The organism is Sulfitobacter sp. S190 (genome assembly GCF_025141935.1).
In the GTDB taxonomy this organism is placed as follows: Bacteria; Pseudomonadota; Alphaproteobacteria; order Rhodobacterales; family Rhodobacteraceae; genus Sulfitobacter.
In genome coordinates this window covers 668,329-682,813 of the sequence record NZ_CP081120.1, presented here as the reverse complement: position 1 = coordinate 682,813, position 14,485 = coordinate 668,329, and the positions used below count along the sequence as shown (strand labels likewise).

14 protein-coding genes are annotated in these 14,485 nt (G+C 61.7%); 4 read left to right on the top strand and 10 right to left on the bottom strand.

Annotated elements, in window-relative coordinates:
- Positions 1-8: 8 nt before the first annotated feature.
- Together K3756_RS03585 and K3756_RS03580 are read left to right on the top strand one after the other, a co-directional pair.
- Positions 9-725, top strand: coding sequence for an AzlC family ABC transporter permease (locus K3756_RS03585; protein ID WP_259990987.1), 717 nt, complete (start codon positions 9-11; stop codon positions 723-725).
- Positions 722-1,048 carry an AzlD domain-containing protein gene (locus K3756_RS03580; protein WP_259990985.1) on the top strand — a complete coding sequence of 109 codons (327 nt, stop codon included), beginning with the start codon at positions 722-724 and terminating at the stop codon, positions 1,046-1,048. The genes K3756_RS03585 and K3756_RS03580 overlap by 4 nt, the downstream gene beginning before the upstream one ends.
- Here the strand turns inward: K3756_RS03580 and K3756_RS03575 are convergent.
- The 5 genes from K3756_RS03575 to K3756_RS03555 form a co-directional block, all read right to left on the bottom strand.
- Positions 1,028-1,636 (bottom strand): hypothetical protein, encoded by a 609-nt coding sequence (locus K3756_RS03575; protein ID WP_259990983.1) that lies wholly within the window; start codon positions 1,634-1,636, stop codon positions 1,028-1,030. The two genes, K3756_RS03580 and K3756_RS03575, sit on opposite strands and share 21 nt — an antisense overlap.
- Positions 1,637-1,647: 11 nt before the next feature.
- Positions 1,648-1,782: an aa3-type cytochrome c oxidase subunit IV gene (locus K3756_RS03570; protein ID WP_259990982.1), complete on the bottom strand. Its 135-nt coding sequence runs from the start codon at positions 1,780-1,782 to the stop codon at positions 1,648-1,650.
- A gap of 111 nt (positions 1,783-1,893) precedes the next feature.
- Positions 1,894-2,358, bottom strand: a complete 465-nt coding sequence (locus K3756_RS03565) for a hypothetical protein (RefSeq protein ID WP_259990980.1) — start codon at positions 2,356-2,358, stop codon at positions 1,894-1,896.
- A gap of 3 nt (positions 2,359-2,361) precedes the next feature.
- Complete coding sequence (locus tag K3756_RS03560; protein ID WP_259990978.1) at positions 2,362-3,396, bottom strand: MBL fold metallo-hydrolase; 1,035 nt, start codon at positions 3,394-3,396, stop codon at positions 2,362-2,364.
- Positions 3,393-5,111: an acyl-CoA dehydrogenase gene (locus K3756_RS03555; RefSeq protein ID WP_259990975.1), complete on the bottom strand. Its 1,719-nt coding sequence runs from the start codon at positions 5,109-5,111 to the stop codon at positions 3,393-3,395. The genes K3756_RS03560 and K3756_RS03555 overlap by 4 nt, the downstream gene beginning before the upstream one ends.
- 164 nt (positions 5,112-5,275) lie before the next feature.
- Between K3756_RS03555 and K3756_RS03550 the strand changes: the two genes are divergently transcribed.
- A complete protein-coding gene (locus K3756_RS03550; RefSeq protein ID WP_259990973.1) occupies positions 5,276-6,229 on the top strand; it encodes an L-threonylcarbamoyladenylate synthase in 954 nt (317 codons plus the stop codon).
- Here the strand turns inward: K3756_RS03550 and K3756_RS03545 are convergent.
- Positions 6,226-6,780, bottom strand: coding sequence for a YqgE/AlgH family protein (locus K3756_RS03545; RefSeq protein WP_259990971.1), 555 nt, complete (start codon positions 6,778-6,780; stop codon positions 6,226-6,228). The two genes, K3756_RS03550 and K3756_RS03545, sit on opposite strands and share 4 nt — an antisense overlap.
- A 132-nt stretch (positions 6,781-6,912) precedes the next feature.
- On the opposite strand from K3756_RS03545, the gene K3756_RS03540 reads away from it, so the two are divergent.
- Complete coding sequence (locus K3756_RS03540) at positions 6,913-7,716, top strand: protein-disulfide reductase DsbD domain-containing protein (RefSeq protein ID WP_259990969.1); 804 nt, start codon at positions 6,913-6,915, stop codon at positions 7,714-7,716.
- On the opposite strand, the gene K3756_RS03535 is transcribed toward K3756_RS03540, so the two are convergent.
- From K3756_RS03535 to K3756_RS03520, 4 genes are all read right to left on the bottom strand, one after another.
- On the bottom strand, positions 7,713-11,363 hold the full coding sequence (locus K3756_RS03535; RefSeq protein ID WP_259990967.1) for an efflux RND transporter permease subunit: 3,651 nt from the start codon (positions 11,361-11,363) through the stop codon (positions 7,713-7,715). The genes K3756_RS03540 and K3756_RS03535 overlap by 4 nt on opposite strands.
- Before the next feature lie 3 nt (positions 11,364-11,366).
- Positions 11,367-12,818 (bottom strand): efflux RND transporter periplasmic adaptor subunit, encoded by a 1,452-nt coding sequence (locus K3756_RS03530; protein WP_259990965.1) that lies wholly within the window; start codon positions 12,816-12,818, stop codon positions 11,367-11,369.
- A 131-nt stretch (positions 12,819-12,949) separates the two neighbouring features.
- Positions 12,950-13,492 (bottom strand): molybdenum cofactor biosynthesis protein B, encoded by a 543-nt coding sequence (gene moaB / locus K3756_RS03525; protein ID WP_259990963.1) that lies wholly within the window; start codon positions 13,490-13,492, stop codon positions 12,950-12,952.
- A 154-nt stretch (positions 13,493-13,646) separates the two neighbouring features.
- Positions 13,647-14,426: a uracil-DNA glycosylase family protein gene (locus K3756_RS03520; protein WP_259990961.1), complete on the bottom strand. Its 780-nt coding sequence runs from the start codon at positions 14,424-14,426 to the stop codon at positions 13,647-13,649.
- Between the last annotated feature and the right edge of the window lie 59 nt (positions 14,427-14,485).

The following is a 14,485-nucleotide window of genomic DNA, read 5'->3' as shown; positions in this document are numbered from 1 at the left end:
GGCATCCAATGACCTCTTCCAGCCGCAAATCAACTTACCTGCAGGGTGTCGTTGCCGGATTGCCCTTCGTTCTCGTAATCGTGCCGTTTTCGCTTCTGTTCGGCGTGATCGCCACAGAGGCCGGACTATCGGTTTTTGAAACGCTGGCCTTTTCCGTTGTTGTGATTGCCGGCGCGGCGCAGTTCACGGCACTGCAGCTGATGCAGGAAAATGTGCCGACGGTCATTGTGCTGATCTCGGCGCTCGCAGTGAATTTGCGGATGGCGATGTATTCCGCATCCCTCACGCCATATATCGGCGCGGCGCCCCTGTGGCAGAGGGCGCTCTGCGCTTATCTGACCGTCGATCAATCCTATGTCGTCGGGATATCCCGGTTCGAAAAAGACCCCGACATGACCGTATCTGAGCGGGTCGGCTATTTTTTGGGTGCCGTGACGCCGATCGTACCGCTTTGGTATTTGTTCACTCTGGTCGGGGCATTGATCGGCGCGCAGGTGCCCGACGGTCTGGCACTGGATTTCGCGATCCCGATCACCTTTCTTGCCATGATCGCACCGATGTTCCGCAGTTTGGCACATGTCGCGGCCGCGTTTGTTGCCGTGGTTGTCAGCCTGCTGGCGGTTGCCGTGCCTTATAGCCTCGGGCTGATCGTGGCGGGGGTTGCGGGCATGATGGCGGGCGCACAAACCGAATTATGGCTTGAGCGAAGGGACCGCACGCGATGATCGACAAGACGACACTCTGGACAGTCATCATCCTGCTTGGCATCGGCAGCTTCGCCCTGAGGTTCATGTTCACGGGGTTGGTCGGGGGCCGTGCGATGCCCGACTGGTTGCTGCGCCATTTGCGCTATACGGCTGTTGCGATCCTGCCTGCGCTGGTCGCGCCGCAAGTTGTCTGGCCCGCGGCCACGGGCGGTACGTTCGATGTACCCCGCGCGGTGGCAGCACTCGTCACGATTTGTGTGGGTCTGGCAACAAGAAACGTGATCGTGTCGATCATCAGCGGCGGCACAACGCTTTACGCGTTACTCTACCTGCTGGGGTAGCGCACGTATGCCGTCAACGACATTGCCATCGTCGTCTTCGAAATAGCGTGTCGTGATGACATCGGGGCGTTGCGCCAATTGCTCCATCAGCTTCACCGGATAGAAACCCTGCCGTACATCGGCAAATCCGGGCACCTGTTGCAACAGACGTGTGGTGGCACTGGCGCAGAAGGCCGACGGGACAGGTCCGTTCGCCTGCACCAGTTGCAATGCACGCTCGGCGGTCGATGGGCTCACCAGAAACTTCTGGCTGACCACATGGAAGTCCGACCGCGCGTGCGCAGATTTATAGTTCTGGACCCACACGGGTGACATGCCATAAAGCACATCGCCTTTTTCGGGCACGCGCGGGTTGATGTACGATCCCGCCGGATCAAAGATGACGGCCTGCGACCCCTCCACGAGCAGTGCTGTATGCCCGCCAGCACCCGTCCGGTTGTTCACCATTGTGAAAACCGTGATCGCGGTCGGCCCCTGTGGACGGTACGCCGCCCCGGCAACGACCGCGTCGGGCGAATCATTTGTGGGCACTGCGCAGCCAACCAGAATGGCGCACAGCCCCGCCGCGCACAGAAGCTTTTTGATCATTCGAACAGGGCTTAGCGGATGAACAGGGCCATCAGCACCAGCGCCACCAGAATGACGATGACGCTGCGGGTCACAAAGCTCATGAAACCATCGAAGGTTTTTTCTTGTGTGGTGACGTCCATCGAACCGTGTTCATGCTCTGCCATGTGAAAGTCCTCTTTCCCTAAGAAGTATAGCTGTTTGGCGGCTGATTAAGCCATTTGCGGGCCACTGTCACGCCATGATTGCCGGCCGGTCGATCTGACGCGGCAGCGGCGTCACGCGCTGTCGCCCTCAAGGTCCTCGATAAGCCGGAATCCGATGCGGTTCGGGGCGGCGGCCTCCACCGCTTTGGGCAAAGCGCGCAGCACGACGTTCAACTGGCTGACATGCTGAACAAGCTGCATTTTCCCCCCTGCGGGGTCCGTTCCGTAGAAGGTCACGATATCGGGGTCAAAATACCCCATGCCCTCGATCCGCAGAACGCCTGCATCGGCCCCCGCAAAGCCCATCGCGATCTCGTGGTTTTCGTCCAGCCCTTCCTCGAACTTCTTGAGGTACAGCACAACGCGTTCGTATGCCCATTGCGCCGGAGACTTCTTCTCGGCGGATTTGGCGGTGACACCTTTGGGCAACGCCTGGTCCGTAGCGGTGCGCGCAGCAGGGTCGGTGTGGACCTCGTGCATCCGGGGCATAGCGGCGGCCTCTGCCGCTTCCGCTGTCGTTTCCACCTGCTCGCCCATGACCTACCCCTTGCGCTGATACAACCAGGCGCCATCGTCCCGACGGGTTCGGATGGCCTGACCTGTCTGGTGAAGGTGGCTCAAATGCGCAAAGGCTTCAACCAGCGCGAGCCCATATTCGCCCTCACCTATCGATCTTTTGAACAACGGCGCAAAGCAGTCGCCAGCCGTGGCGGGACTGTCGATATGCGCCAGCAACCGGTCCAGCGCGCTATGGTGGTTGTCGATCAATTGCCGCATGCGCGTGGGCAGACCGGTAAACGGCAATTTATGCCCACCCAGCACCAAATGTTCGGGCCGCGCCATCGCCGCAAGCCGTTCGCAGGCCTCAAGCCATTCGCCAATCGGGTCTGCCATCGGCTCGGTGGCATAAACACCGATGTTGGGGCTAATGGACGACAGGATTTGGTCGCCCGCGATGACCAGATTGTCGTCACGGCTCCAGAAAGTGGCATGCTCCGGCGCATGACCATTGCCGATGTGCACATCCCACGTACGCCCCCCCATGCGAATGGTGTCGTTCTGGGAAATGCGGGTATAGCCAAGCGGCAGCGGCGCAACCACATCCGCGAAATTGAACGGGCGGTCCGCCGCGCGTTTGTCATAGATCGACGGGTCCATGCCGGCGCCGCGATAAAACGCAAGGCTTTCATTGCTGGGCACATCCTGCACGTCCAGTTGCAACATCCGCGCCATCAGCCATGCGGTGCGCGTTGTGACCAGCTCTGCGCCATACTCTGTCTGGAACCACCCTGCGAGGCCTATATGATCGGGGTGGTGGTGGGTGACGACCACGCGGCGCACCGGTTTGCCCGCCAACGGGCCCGCGAGGATTTCGGCCCATAGCCCGCGCGTCTTGTTGGACGCGAAACCGGTATCGATCACAGTCCAGCTGTCGCCGTCATCAAGCGCATAGACGTTCACGTGGTCGAGTTTCATCGGAAGTGGCAGCCGCAACCACAAGACACCTTCTGCGACTTCGATCGCTTCGCTTCCCGTGGGAGGCTGCTCCCACGGGGTCACCAGCTTGCCGCTCAAGCGGCCAGCTCGTCTGGGCTCAGCGCATAGAGATCTTCGGCACCTGCCTGTGCGTGAACCAGCAGACCCGCGTGTTCGGGCAAGAGCCTCTGGATATAGAATCGCGCCAGCTTTTCGCGGGCGCCGCCCTGATCGGCCATTGCCGCCTTGAGATGCAAATGCCCGCCCAACACGCGTGCGAAGGCGCGCAGATACGGCACCGCACCGGCGAAGCGGTCCTGCAGGTCGCCTTGCGCGACCAACCATTCCGTCGCTTCGCGCAAGCCTTCGACGGCTTCCCAGACGGCGTCAGCCATATCGGGGAAAACCGGTTTCGCCGCCTCCACGTCAGCGCAGACCTCGTCGAGAAGCGCCATTGCAGCTTCGCCTCCATCCATCATCTTGCGGGCAACGAGGTCCATCGCCTGAATCCCGTTCGTGCCTTCGTAGATCGCTGTCACACGGACATCCCGGCTGTATTGCGCAGCGCCCGTTTCCTCGACAAAACCCATTCCGCCGTGGATTTGCAGGCCCATCTCGGCCACGTTCATTCCCACGTCGGTGCCGAAGGCCTTGGTGATTGGCACCAACAAGGCCGCGCGGGCCTTCCAGGCAGGATCGCCCGTTGCATTGGCCATGTCGATGGCCACCGCATTGCTCATTCCGATGGCGCGGGCGGCAAAGATATCGGCTTTCATCTGCGTCAACATGCGGCGGACGTCGGCGTGATCGAGGATCGTACCGGTACCGGCATCACCCAGCGCGGTGCGGCCTTGCTTGCGGTCCTGCGCATAGGCCAGCGCGTGCTGATAGGCACCTTCCGCAACACCGATGCCCTGCCCGCCAACACCCAGCCGCGCGTTGTTCATCATCGTGAACATCGCAGCCATTCCGCCCTGTTCGGGACCGACCAGCCAACCGACCGCATCGTCATATTGCATCACGCAGGTCGGCGATCCGTGCAGACCCATTTTGTGCTCGAGGCTGACGACATTCACGCCGTTGCGCTTGCCGGGGTTGCCATCTTCGTCGGGGATGAATTTCGGCACCAGGAACAGGCTGATCCCTTTGGTCCCGTTCGGCGCCCCGGGCAGACGCGCCAAGACGAGATGGCAAACGTTTCCGCCGAAATCGTGGTCACCCCAGCTGATATAGATTTTCTGGCCGGAAATCCGGTAGGTACCATCGCCATTGTCGTCCGCCTTGGACGCCAGCGCCCCTACGTCCGATCCGGCCTGCGGTTCGGTCAGGTTCATCGTGCCTGTCCACTCGCCCGAAATCAGTTTGGGCAAATAGATTTCCTTGATCGCGTCGGAGGCATGATGCTCGAGCGCTTCGATCTGGCCCTGGCTCATCAGCGGGGCAAGTTGCAGCGACAGGCACGCAGCACTCATCATTTCGTTCACTGCGGAGGTCAGGGCCATCGGCAGCCCCATGCCACCATTTTCCGGATCTGCCGCCATGCCGATCCAGCCACCTTCGGCGATGGCCTTGTAGGTCTCGGCGTAGCCGGGGGACGTGCGCACAACACCGTTTTCGAGTTTGGCAGGATGCAGGTCACCCGCACGCTGGACCGGTGCAAGCACTTCTTCGCACATCTTTCCGGCCTCTGTCAGAATGGCACGCGTCACATCGTCGGTCGCATCCGCGAACCGCTCGGTTGCTCGCACCTGCTCCAGTCCCACAACATGGTCGAAAAGGAAGTTATAGTCGTCAACGGTCGCGCGATAAGTCATCTGGTTCTCTCCAACTGCGGTGCGTGGCGTTCCGGACGAGGGCCAATCCATGCCCTGTGGAAATGCCTGCGCGGGGGTGATAAACCGCCCCCCAATGCCCGCCAAGATGGAACGCCATCGGCGGTATGGCAACCTGAACGCGGCGTCACGAAACAAAGGCTCCCATGCAAAGATCGACCCAGATACTGACGCCTGACAGCGCCGGAGTTGACGTTGCGGCAGATATATTGCGCCGCGGAGGCCTTGTCGCGTTCGGAACGGAGACTGTTTACGGTTTGGGTGCGGACGCCCGTCAAGGCGATGCAGTCGCCGCCATCTATGCAGCCAAAGGGCGCCCGAGCTTCAATCCGCTCATTGTGCACATCGCCTCGCTCGAAGCGGCCCAAGAACTGGCCCGCCTGCCCGACAGTGCGCAGCAGCTTGCTGAAACCTTCTGGCCCGGCCCCCTGACGCTCGTTGCTACGCTGCGCGAAGGCCACGGGCTGTCATCGCTTGTGACCGCAGGATTGCAGACCGTGGGATTGCGCGTCCCTGCGAACCCGGCCGCCCGCGCACTCCTGACCGCATTCGGCGGGCCGGTTGCCGCACCTTCGGCCAATCCGTCAGGCCGGATCAGCCCCACAACGGCAGCACACGTTCGGGCGGGTCTTGATGGGCAGATCGATGCGATACTTGATGGTGGCCCGTGCACTGTCGGGGTCGAGAGCACCATTGTCGGATTTGATGACGAAACACCCGTCCTGCTGCGCGCAGGCGGTATCACAGCCGAAGCGATCGAAGATGTATTGCAGCGCCCACTGGCAAATGACGGGGGCGGCAGCATCACTGCGCCCGGTCAATTGGCCTCGCACTACGCACCACGCGGGCGCGTGCGCCTCAATGCGAGAGCCCCCGAGCCCGGAGAAGTGATGCTCGGCTTTGGCGACGTTGCGGGCGACATGACGCTGTCAGCCACCGGAGACCTTTGCGAAGCAGCCGCGCGGCTCTTTGACGCTCTGCACCAGCTTGACGCGTCGGGACATGCAATCGCCGTCGCCCCGATCCCGCAACACGGGCTGGGCATCGCCATCAACGACAGGCTGACCCGCGCCGCAGCACCGCGCCCCGCGCAAGACTAGGCGCGGCCAGCGTGGGCCGACAGGGTCAGCGGATCAATTCCGATGCTGTCCAACGCTGCATCCCATTTCGCGTCATCCGGCCTTGAAAAAACCAAATCGAAACTTGCCGGACACGTCAGCCATACGTTCTGTGAAATCTCGCTTTCCAGCTGGCCTGCGCCCCAGCCCGCATAGCCAAGGGCAAAGATCGCGCGGCGCGGTCCTGCACCTGCTGCAATGTCATCGAGTATGTCTTGTGTCGCCGTCAGTGCGAAACCGCCTGGCACCACCAGCGGATCAAGCGCGCCGCGGTGATCGTCGCTGTGCAGAACAAATCCCCGCCCCGTCTCAACTGGTCCGCCGATATGCACCGGCATGCCGGTGCACCCGTCTCCCGGCCCGATCTCCATGCCCTCGAGCACCTGTTCGAGCGTGAGTTCATCCGCCCGCTTGTTGATAATGAGCCCCATGGCACCGTCGTCGGAATGCGCACAGATAAAAATGCTGGAGCGGTCAAAGCGCGGATCACCCATCGCGGGCATCGCGACCAAAAGCTGTCCTGTCAAATCCATACCGACCTACCGATCCTCATCGCGTGCAGCATGACCGCCCCCATGCACCGGATCAAGCGAGCGTTTCGCGAAACATCTCTGACCGAAGTGTGACTTGGCAAAACACCGCTGAGCCGCCACATAGGGTGGATGATGAAAACGCTTCTTGTCCCCGTACTTCTGGCCACCTTTGTGACCGGCGCTGCCGCGCAGCAGCTGCAACAATCGCCAGTGACAGCCACGCTGGTTGACGGCTGGCAGCGGTCGGACGGCACCTACATGGCCGCGGTCGCATTGGAGCTGGAACCCGGTTGGAAGACCTACTGGCGTGCGCCCGGCGATGCGGGCATCCCGCCGCAGTTCGACTGGAAAGGTTCGCGCAATTTGCATGCCGTGTCAGTCAGCTGGCCCACGCCGAAGGTATTTGATCAGAATGGGATGCGGTCGATAGGCTATGACGGCAAGGTCGTGCTGCCTATTGCGATGACGCCCCGCAGCGGCGGGCGGGATATCGATGTGGACCTCACGATGGACATCGGAGTGTGCCACGACATCTGCATCCCCGAGCGGATCAAGCTGAAAGGCACATTATCTGCGGCAGGAACAACGCCGGTCCCTGCGATCGCCGCAGCTTTGGCCGAGCGCCCCTATACGGCGAGCGAGGCCGGTGCCGGCGCCGTGACCTGTCGCATCGAACCCATCAAGGACGGGCTGTCGATCTCCGCGGATCTGCAGGTGCCCTATGCAGGCGGCTCCGAAGTCGTTGTGATCGAGGCGGGTCGGCCTGATCTGTGGGTGTCCGAAGCAACCACGCAGCGGTCTGGCAACACCCTGAGCGCGCAGGCCGATATCGTGCCGAGCGGAAACGGGACCCTCGCACTGGATCGATCGGCCATCAGGTTTACCGTGCTGGGCGCATCGCACGCTGTGGACATGCGCGGCTGTACGCCGGGCTAGGCCGTGCGGCGATGCCGCAGCATCATCAAGATCGCGCCAGTCAAATATCCCACGGTCGCAGCAATAGCAGCCCCCACGATGAAAAGCGCCAAGCCGGCCGCGACCGGCGACATGCCAGCCAACATCGGCAGCGCCCCGAGCAATACAGGATGAAGCGCGCCTGACCAGATGGCGTACCCCAATGTCACGCCCCCCCAAGCCAGCATCAGCAGCCACATGACGCCCAGCCCGAGCCGCAGGCCCGCGGCCGGCGCACGCAAACCACGGCGCATCGCTTTGATCTGACGCGCCATATCGTGCTGCGCAGCCACCAACGCCGGAACCACCAGCAAAACCAGAAACATACCGAACCCCAGGCCGTACACGAGCGTGATGATGGTCGGCAAAAGAAACTGCGCCTGCTGGCTTTTCTCGAACAACAGGGGTGCCATCCCCAAGACGGTCGTAAGCGTCGTAAGCATGACGGGCCGCAACCTGTCAGCCGCGCCTTCAATAATGGACGGGATCAGTCCGCGCTGTTCTGCATATTCGTCGATGGTCGTCACCAAAACGATGGAATCGTTGATGATGATACCGGTCATGCCCAACAAGCCGACAACGGTGAACATGCTCAGTGGAACCTCCCAGACGTAATGCCCGTAGATCGTGCCAACCAATCCGAACGGGATCACGGCCATGACCACCAAGGGCCGGGTCCAGCTGCTGAACACCCATGCGAGCACCAGAAAAATTCCTGTCAGACACAGGATCAATCCGGTCAACGCGTCCGACAGAAACTCGTTTTCCTGCTCGCTCAACCCCGCCAGCCGATACTCGACTTGCCGCTCCGATGCGATGCGCGGCAGGATATCTTCGGCCAGCGCCGTGTTTATGGCCGTCGCGCGGGCGGGATCGTCTTCCGCGATATCGCCGCTGACCGAAATGAGCCGAATGCCGTTCTCGCGCCGTACCGTGGAGAAACCTGTCCGCCTTTCGACGCTGACGATATCGCCCAGCGCGACATAGCTCCCCGTCGGGGTGCGCATCTGGGTGCGGTCCAGAAAATCGGCCGTCAATTCGCCTTCGGGAAGCTCGACGCGGATCTCGGCGGATCGCGGGCCATCGGGATAGGTCGCGGCTTCGATACCGCCCAACCGGTTGCGCAACACGCGGCCCAGCGCGTCGATGGTAAAGCCGAGCGCCTGCCCCTGTGGCGTCAGGTTCAGGATCAGCTCTTCCTTGTCGTAGGCCAGATTGTCTTGCAATGCGCTGACTTCGGGGTATTGGCGCAATGCTTCCTGCAAGTCTTCGGAGGCCGCTTTCAGAACCTCGGTGTCCGCGCCGTAAAACTGGACATCAAGCGCATCGCCTCCGGGGCCCGAGCGCCACCCGCGAAAACTGACCGTCTCCACCAGCGGATGATTGATGACCTCGTCTTGCAGCGCCGCTACGAACGCGAAGGACGAATAGGGCCGCAAATCGGCGTCGATAAGCTCGATGGAAATGCCGCCCAGCAAATCGGCGTCCTTGTCATCGGCACCTGCCAAACCGCGTCCGGCGCTGCCGCCGATTTGCGCGATGACATAGTCGAGCGGATTGGTTCCGTATTCCTCTTCGTACTGGCTGGCCAGCGCGTTTGTGGCCCGCTGCATTTCGGCCATCATCTCAAGAGTGTCGGCGCGTGTCGCACCCTCGGCCATTGCAAAATTGCCAGTGACCGACCCGCGCTCGGGCGCGTTGAAAAACCGCCACTGCACATCACCGCGAATGAAAAGCACAACCTGGCTGGCCAGCACGGCAACGACCCCGGCGAGCACAACATACCGCGCCGCAATGACACCGGCCATAAACGGGCGGAAAAGCCGTTCGCGCATCCACTCAAAACCTGAGTTGACCACGAACGATGGTGTGTCGATGCCATGGGTGCCGATGAGTGTTACAACCCGGTTGAGTGATGTCCGGCTGAGCACGATAGCCCCCAGAACCGCAACCATGAGGACACCGGCCAAGGCCGTGCTCGGCTGCGCCAGCACATCCGGTGCGGTGGCAGCATCGCCCCCTGAATAGGACAGATAGAGGTAGATCATCCCGAACAGCGCCGCAGTCACAACAACCGTCAAAACAATGGCCGTCACAAGGCACCCCAAGATCAGTTTGGGCACGCTGTAGCGTGCGTTTTTCGCGGCACCCGCCAATGCGTGGTTCATGTGATGTGGCAGGATCAGGAAGCATTCAACCAGCGACGCGGCAAGCACCGCGATGACCGTAAAGGGAATGTCCTTGATCAAGTCGCCAAACCGGCCCCCGACGGCAACAAGCCCGAAGAAGGCGATGATGGTCGTCAACGTGGCCGCAAAAACGGGCATTGCCATACGCTGAGCCGCGCCTTCGGCGGCTTCGGCCGCGCTCATGCCGCCGCGCCTGTAACGGTGGTCGGCGTGCTCTCCGACGACGATCGCGTCATCCACCACAATACCGAGCGTGATAATCAGGCCAAAAAGCGAAATCATGTTGAGCGTCAGACCACCCAGATACATCAGTGCAATCGCGGCCCCCATGGCGACCGGAATACCCGCAGCCACCCAGAACGCGGTTCTTGCGTTCAAAAAGAGAAACAGAAGCGTCACAACAAGGCCAAGCCCCATCAGGCCATTGCTGATCAACAGATCGAGCCGTCCGGTTATCGCCTCGGCTCTGGTGCGGATCAGCTCGACCGTGACGCTGGCGGGCAGGCTCGCTTGCAGCTCTGCCGCGACCTCTTCGACGCGTTCCTGAATACCGATGGCATCGCCCCGGTCGGACCTGTCAACGCGCACGCTCATCGCGGGGTCGTCGCCGACGAAATAACCAAGCGACCGGTCGACCCCTTCTTGCGTGACGCGGGCGACATCGGAAATGAGAAGTTTCGATCCATCGGGGTTTGACCGCAGAACAATCTGCGAGATTTGCTCGGCGGATCTTTTGGCCGTACCTGTGCGGACGCGGGCATTCGCGCCGGTCACGTCCCCTGCCGGATCGGCATCCACCTCTGCGGCGATGGCGGCCGCGATTTCGGCCATCGTGATGTCATTGGCGATGAGGTTTGCGCTTGGCACCTCGACCCTTGTCTGCGGCGCCGCGACGCCCTGTACCGTGGTTCGGGTCACCCCGCGTGCAAACAGGCGCGTGACGAATTCATCGGCAAACCGGCCAAGCTGCGCAGGTTCGACGGGGCCTGTGATAACGACGTCCGTCACACGGTCACGCCACGCGCCGCGACGCACTTCGGGCTCTTCCGCCTCTTCCGGAAGGGTGGTGATTGCATCGACCGCTGTCTGCACATCACTGGCGGCGCGCGACATGTCCCAGTTGGGCTCGAATTCGAGCACGACAATGCTGCTGCCTTCGCGTGCCGTGCTCTCGGAGCTTTCGACACCTTCCACACCCAGCAGCGCCGTTTCAAGCACCTGGCTGATGGCTCCGTCAATATCTTCGGCCCCGGCCCCCTGCCACACGGTGCTGACGGTCACATTGTCGAGTATGACATCCGGAAAGAACTGCGCCCGCATGTTCGGCGCCGCTGCAAATCCGGATACCAGAAGCAGGACAAGCAAAAGGTTTGCCGCCGTACGGTGGCGGGTAAAGTAAGACAGGATACCGCGCGCGCCTTTGCCGATCTGCCGGGCCATGCCTTATCCCCCCATCCGCGCTTCGATCCGTTCGACCATTTGGGCAGGAACCTTCTGTTCCGCGAGGCGGGCCAAGACACGGGCCTTCGCCTCGTCCGGCATACGGTTGTTTGCTTCGACAAAGGCGACAAGACGCGCCCGGCGCTCTTCGCTCAGCTCGAGCATCTGCGGCTCTTGCGGAACCTCCGCCGCCCCGCGCAACGGGTTCACCGCAATGCCGGCCCCCAAAAGGGGCGACCGGGCCGTCACAACTTCGAGCCCGTCGATGGGCCCTCGAACAAGTACATCATCACCCTGACGGCGCAGCAGCTTGACGGGAACGCTTTGCAGACGGTTTTCATCCGCTAGGACAAGCACCGTACGGTTGGCATCGACGGCAGAGGACGGCAGTCGTACGACGTTTTGCAATTCCGGCTCACGGACACGCACTGTGACAAAATCGCCCGGCTTGAACCCCGGAGCACGTCCCAGCGAGGCAAAGACCTTGCGACCTGTCTGACCTTCACCGGCTCCGGCGCTGGCACGGGTTATGGTGCCTTCCGCTTCGAGATCCACGCCTGCGACCTCGAGTGTGGCAGTCACGGGAGCGGCAATAATGTCGCCCTCGGCGTCCAGAAGGCGGGCGTATTGCGCCGTGGAAACCCGGAAAGCGACTTCCAGATCATGGGGATCAATCAGTTCCGCAACCCGTTCGTTGGCGCTGACCAAACGGCCCTCGATGACGCTGGTCTCACTAAGCATCCCGTCAAACGGCGCAGACAGAACCGTATCGTCGAGCCGGCGCTGCGCCTCTGCTAAAGCAATTTCCGCACGGCGCGTCGCTGTAGCGGCCTGATCCACACGCGCTTCCGCCTGTGCGAGCGCCTGTCGACCGGCGAGTACGGCCTGACGTGCCGCGGACGCAGCCAGCTCTGCCGTTTCGGTTGCCGCGGCGGTGCTGACACCGCGCTGGGCCAGATCCTGCTGACGTGTAAAGGCGCGCTCACGCAGTTCCGCCTGATCCTGCGCTGCCGTGAGCTCATCGCGCGCCAGCGCCAACCCGCGATCAGCGTCCCGGGCCTCGGCGCGGGCATCGGCAAGGTCACTATCGGCACGCTGTACAGTGGCCTCGGCATCTGCCGGATCAATCCGTACCAGCACATCGCCCCGCTTGACCTCCGCGCCATCCTCGAAAACGGGCGCCAGTTGGACAATGCGGCCACCATTCGCCGCCCTCAGCTCCAATGTGCGACGGCTCGATATTTCTCCGAAGGTTTCAAGGACAGGGGTCTGGGTGCCCGGTGTGGCCGTGACAACATTCACGGCAAATACCCTTTCTCGGGCCGGCGGCGCCTTGGACTCCTTTGACAGACGGTCCTGCAGGGCGCCGCCGACCATCTGGCCCGCCCAAACCAGCAACCCGACGCTGCAGGCCGCGAGGAAAAAGCCGATCATGCTTTGCCGAAGAAATCGCATCCAACATCCCAAATTGCGCCGTCACCCTTAAGATAGGCGATGCCGTCCGAAAACCAACTAACCCTTATACGCACCGCCCCCCGAAAGCTGTCACATTTAGATGACAAATTTTCAATGTCGGGAGAACCAGACTACTTTCGGCGTTGATGCTCATCGAGGCGCGGCAGGATTTCCACGAAGTTGCAGGGCCGGTGGCGGTAATCGAGCTGTTTTTGCAAAATCTCATCCCAGGCGTCCTTGCAGGCCCCCGGACTGCCCGGCAGAGCGAAGAGATACGTGCCATTGGCCACTCCTCCGGTGGCGCGCGATTGCACGGCGCTTGTCCCGATCTTATTCATCGAAACGATGGTGAACACGGTGCCGAAGGCATCAATTTCCTTCTCATAGACATCGCGGTGGGCCTCTACGGTGACGTCCCGTCCCGTCAGGCCGGTGCCACCGGTTGTCAGCACAACGTCAATCTGCGGGTCATCGCACCACGCCCGCAGCTGCTCGGAGATGTCGCCCCGTTCATCCCGCAGAATTTTCCGGTCCGCCAGCGTGTGGCCTGCCGCCTCCAGCCGTGCAACCAGAACATCGCCGGATTTGTCCTCGGTGCTGTCGCGGGTGTCGGAAACGGTCATCACCGCAATGCGGATTGCAATGAATTCGGCGATTTCGTCGATGCGGCTCATGTGTCACTTCGTCCTCAGGATGCGGATTTTCAAATCCGTTTACAGTCTCGTATCCGTGCGACCAAGCCTTGGCCCGCATTGAACGCAACCAATTGTCAGCTTGTCTGAAACCGCACCGCAGTCTGGCCACGCCCCGCGCACGACGGCCGGTCACTCATGCCGTGATCGCCGCGCGCAGACTGAGCAGATCGGCCCATGCCTCTTTCTTTGCGGCCGGATTGCGCAACAGATAAGCCGGGTGGCACATCGGCAGGGCAGGTTTGTCCACCGCAGTGGTCCAGATGCCGCGCAGACGAGTGATACCGCGCTTGCCCAGCAGCGCCTGACACGCCCAATTTCCCATGATCACGACGGCCTTCGGGTCGGCCAATTCGATGTGACGCAGCAGAAAGGGTTTCATCATCGCGATCTCTTCGGGTTTGGGATCGCGGTTCTGCGGCGGCCGCCAAGGCAGCGTGTTAGTGATATATATGGGGGCCTCCGCGTGCTCACGGCCCATGTCGATTGCGGCAAACATCCTGTCCAGCAATTGCCCAGCTGCGCCGACAAAAGGCTTGCCGATCCTGTCCTCTTCGCGGCCGGGTGCCTCGCCTATGATCATTACCGGCGCGCCTGCCATTCCGTCGGAAAACACCATGTTGCGCGCGCCCTTTTTCAGGCTGCACAAATCAAAGGCCTGCATGGCAGCGCGCAATTCTTCAAGTGTCGCGGCGCTAGCTGCGGCCTGCGATGCGACTGCGACGGGATCAATCTTCTGCTCATCCACCGGACCGCGGGTCAGATGCGGTTTTTCGGCCGCGGCCTTCTTGGGCTTTGCCAGTTTGTCGGGCAATTCATAACGATTGATGGGCGCGTCCGACATGCATTCGTCGGCGCCCAGTTCAATTTGCCAGTCCAGAAGCGCCTTGGCCGTATGAAAGTCGGTTGATTCCATGCCTGCATGATAGCGCCCCGCGGCAGCAAGCAAAATGCCCCATGACAGCCCTGCGCCAC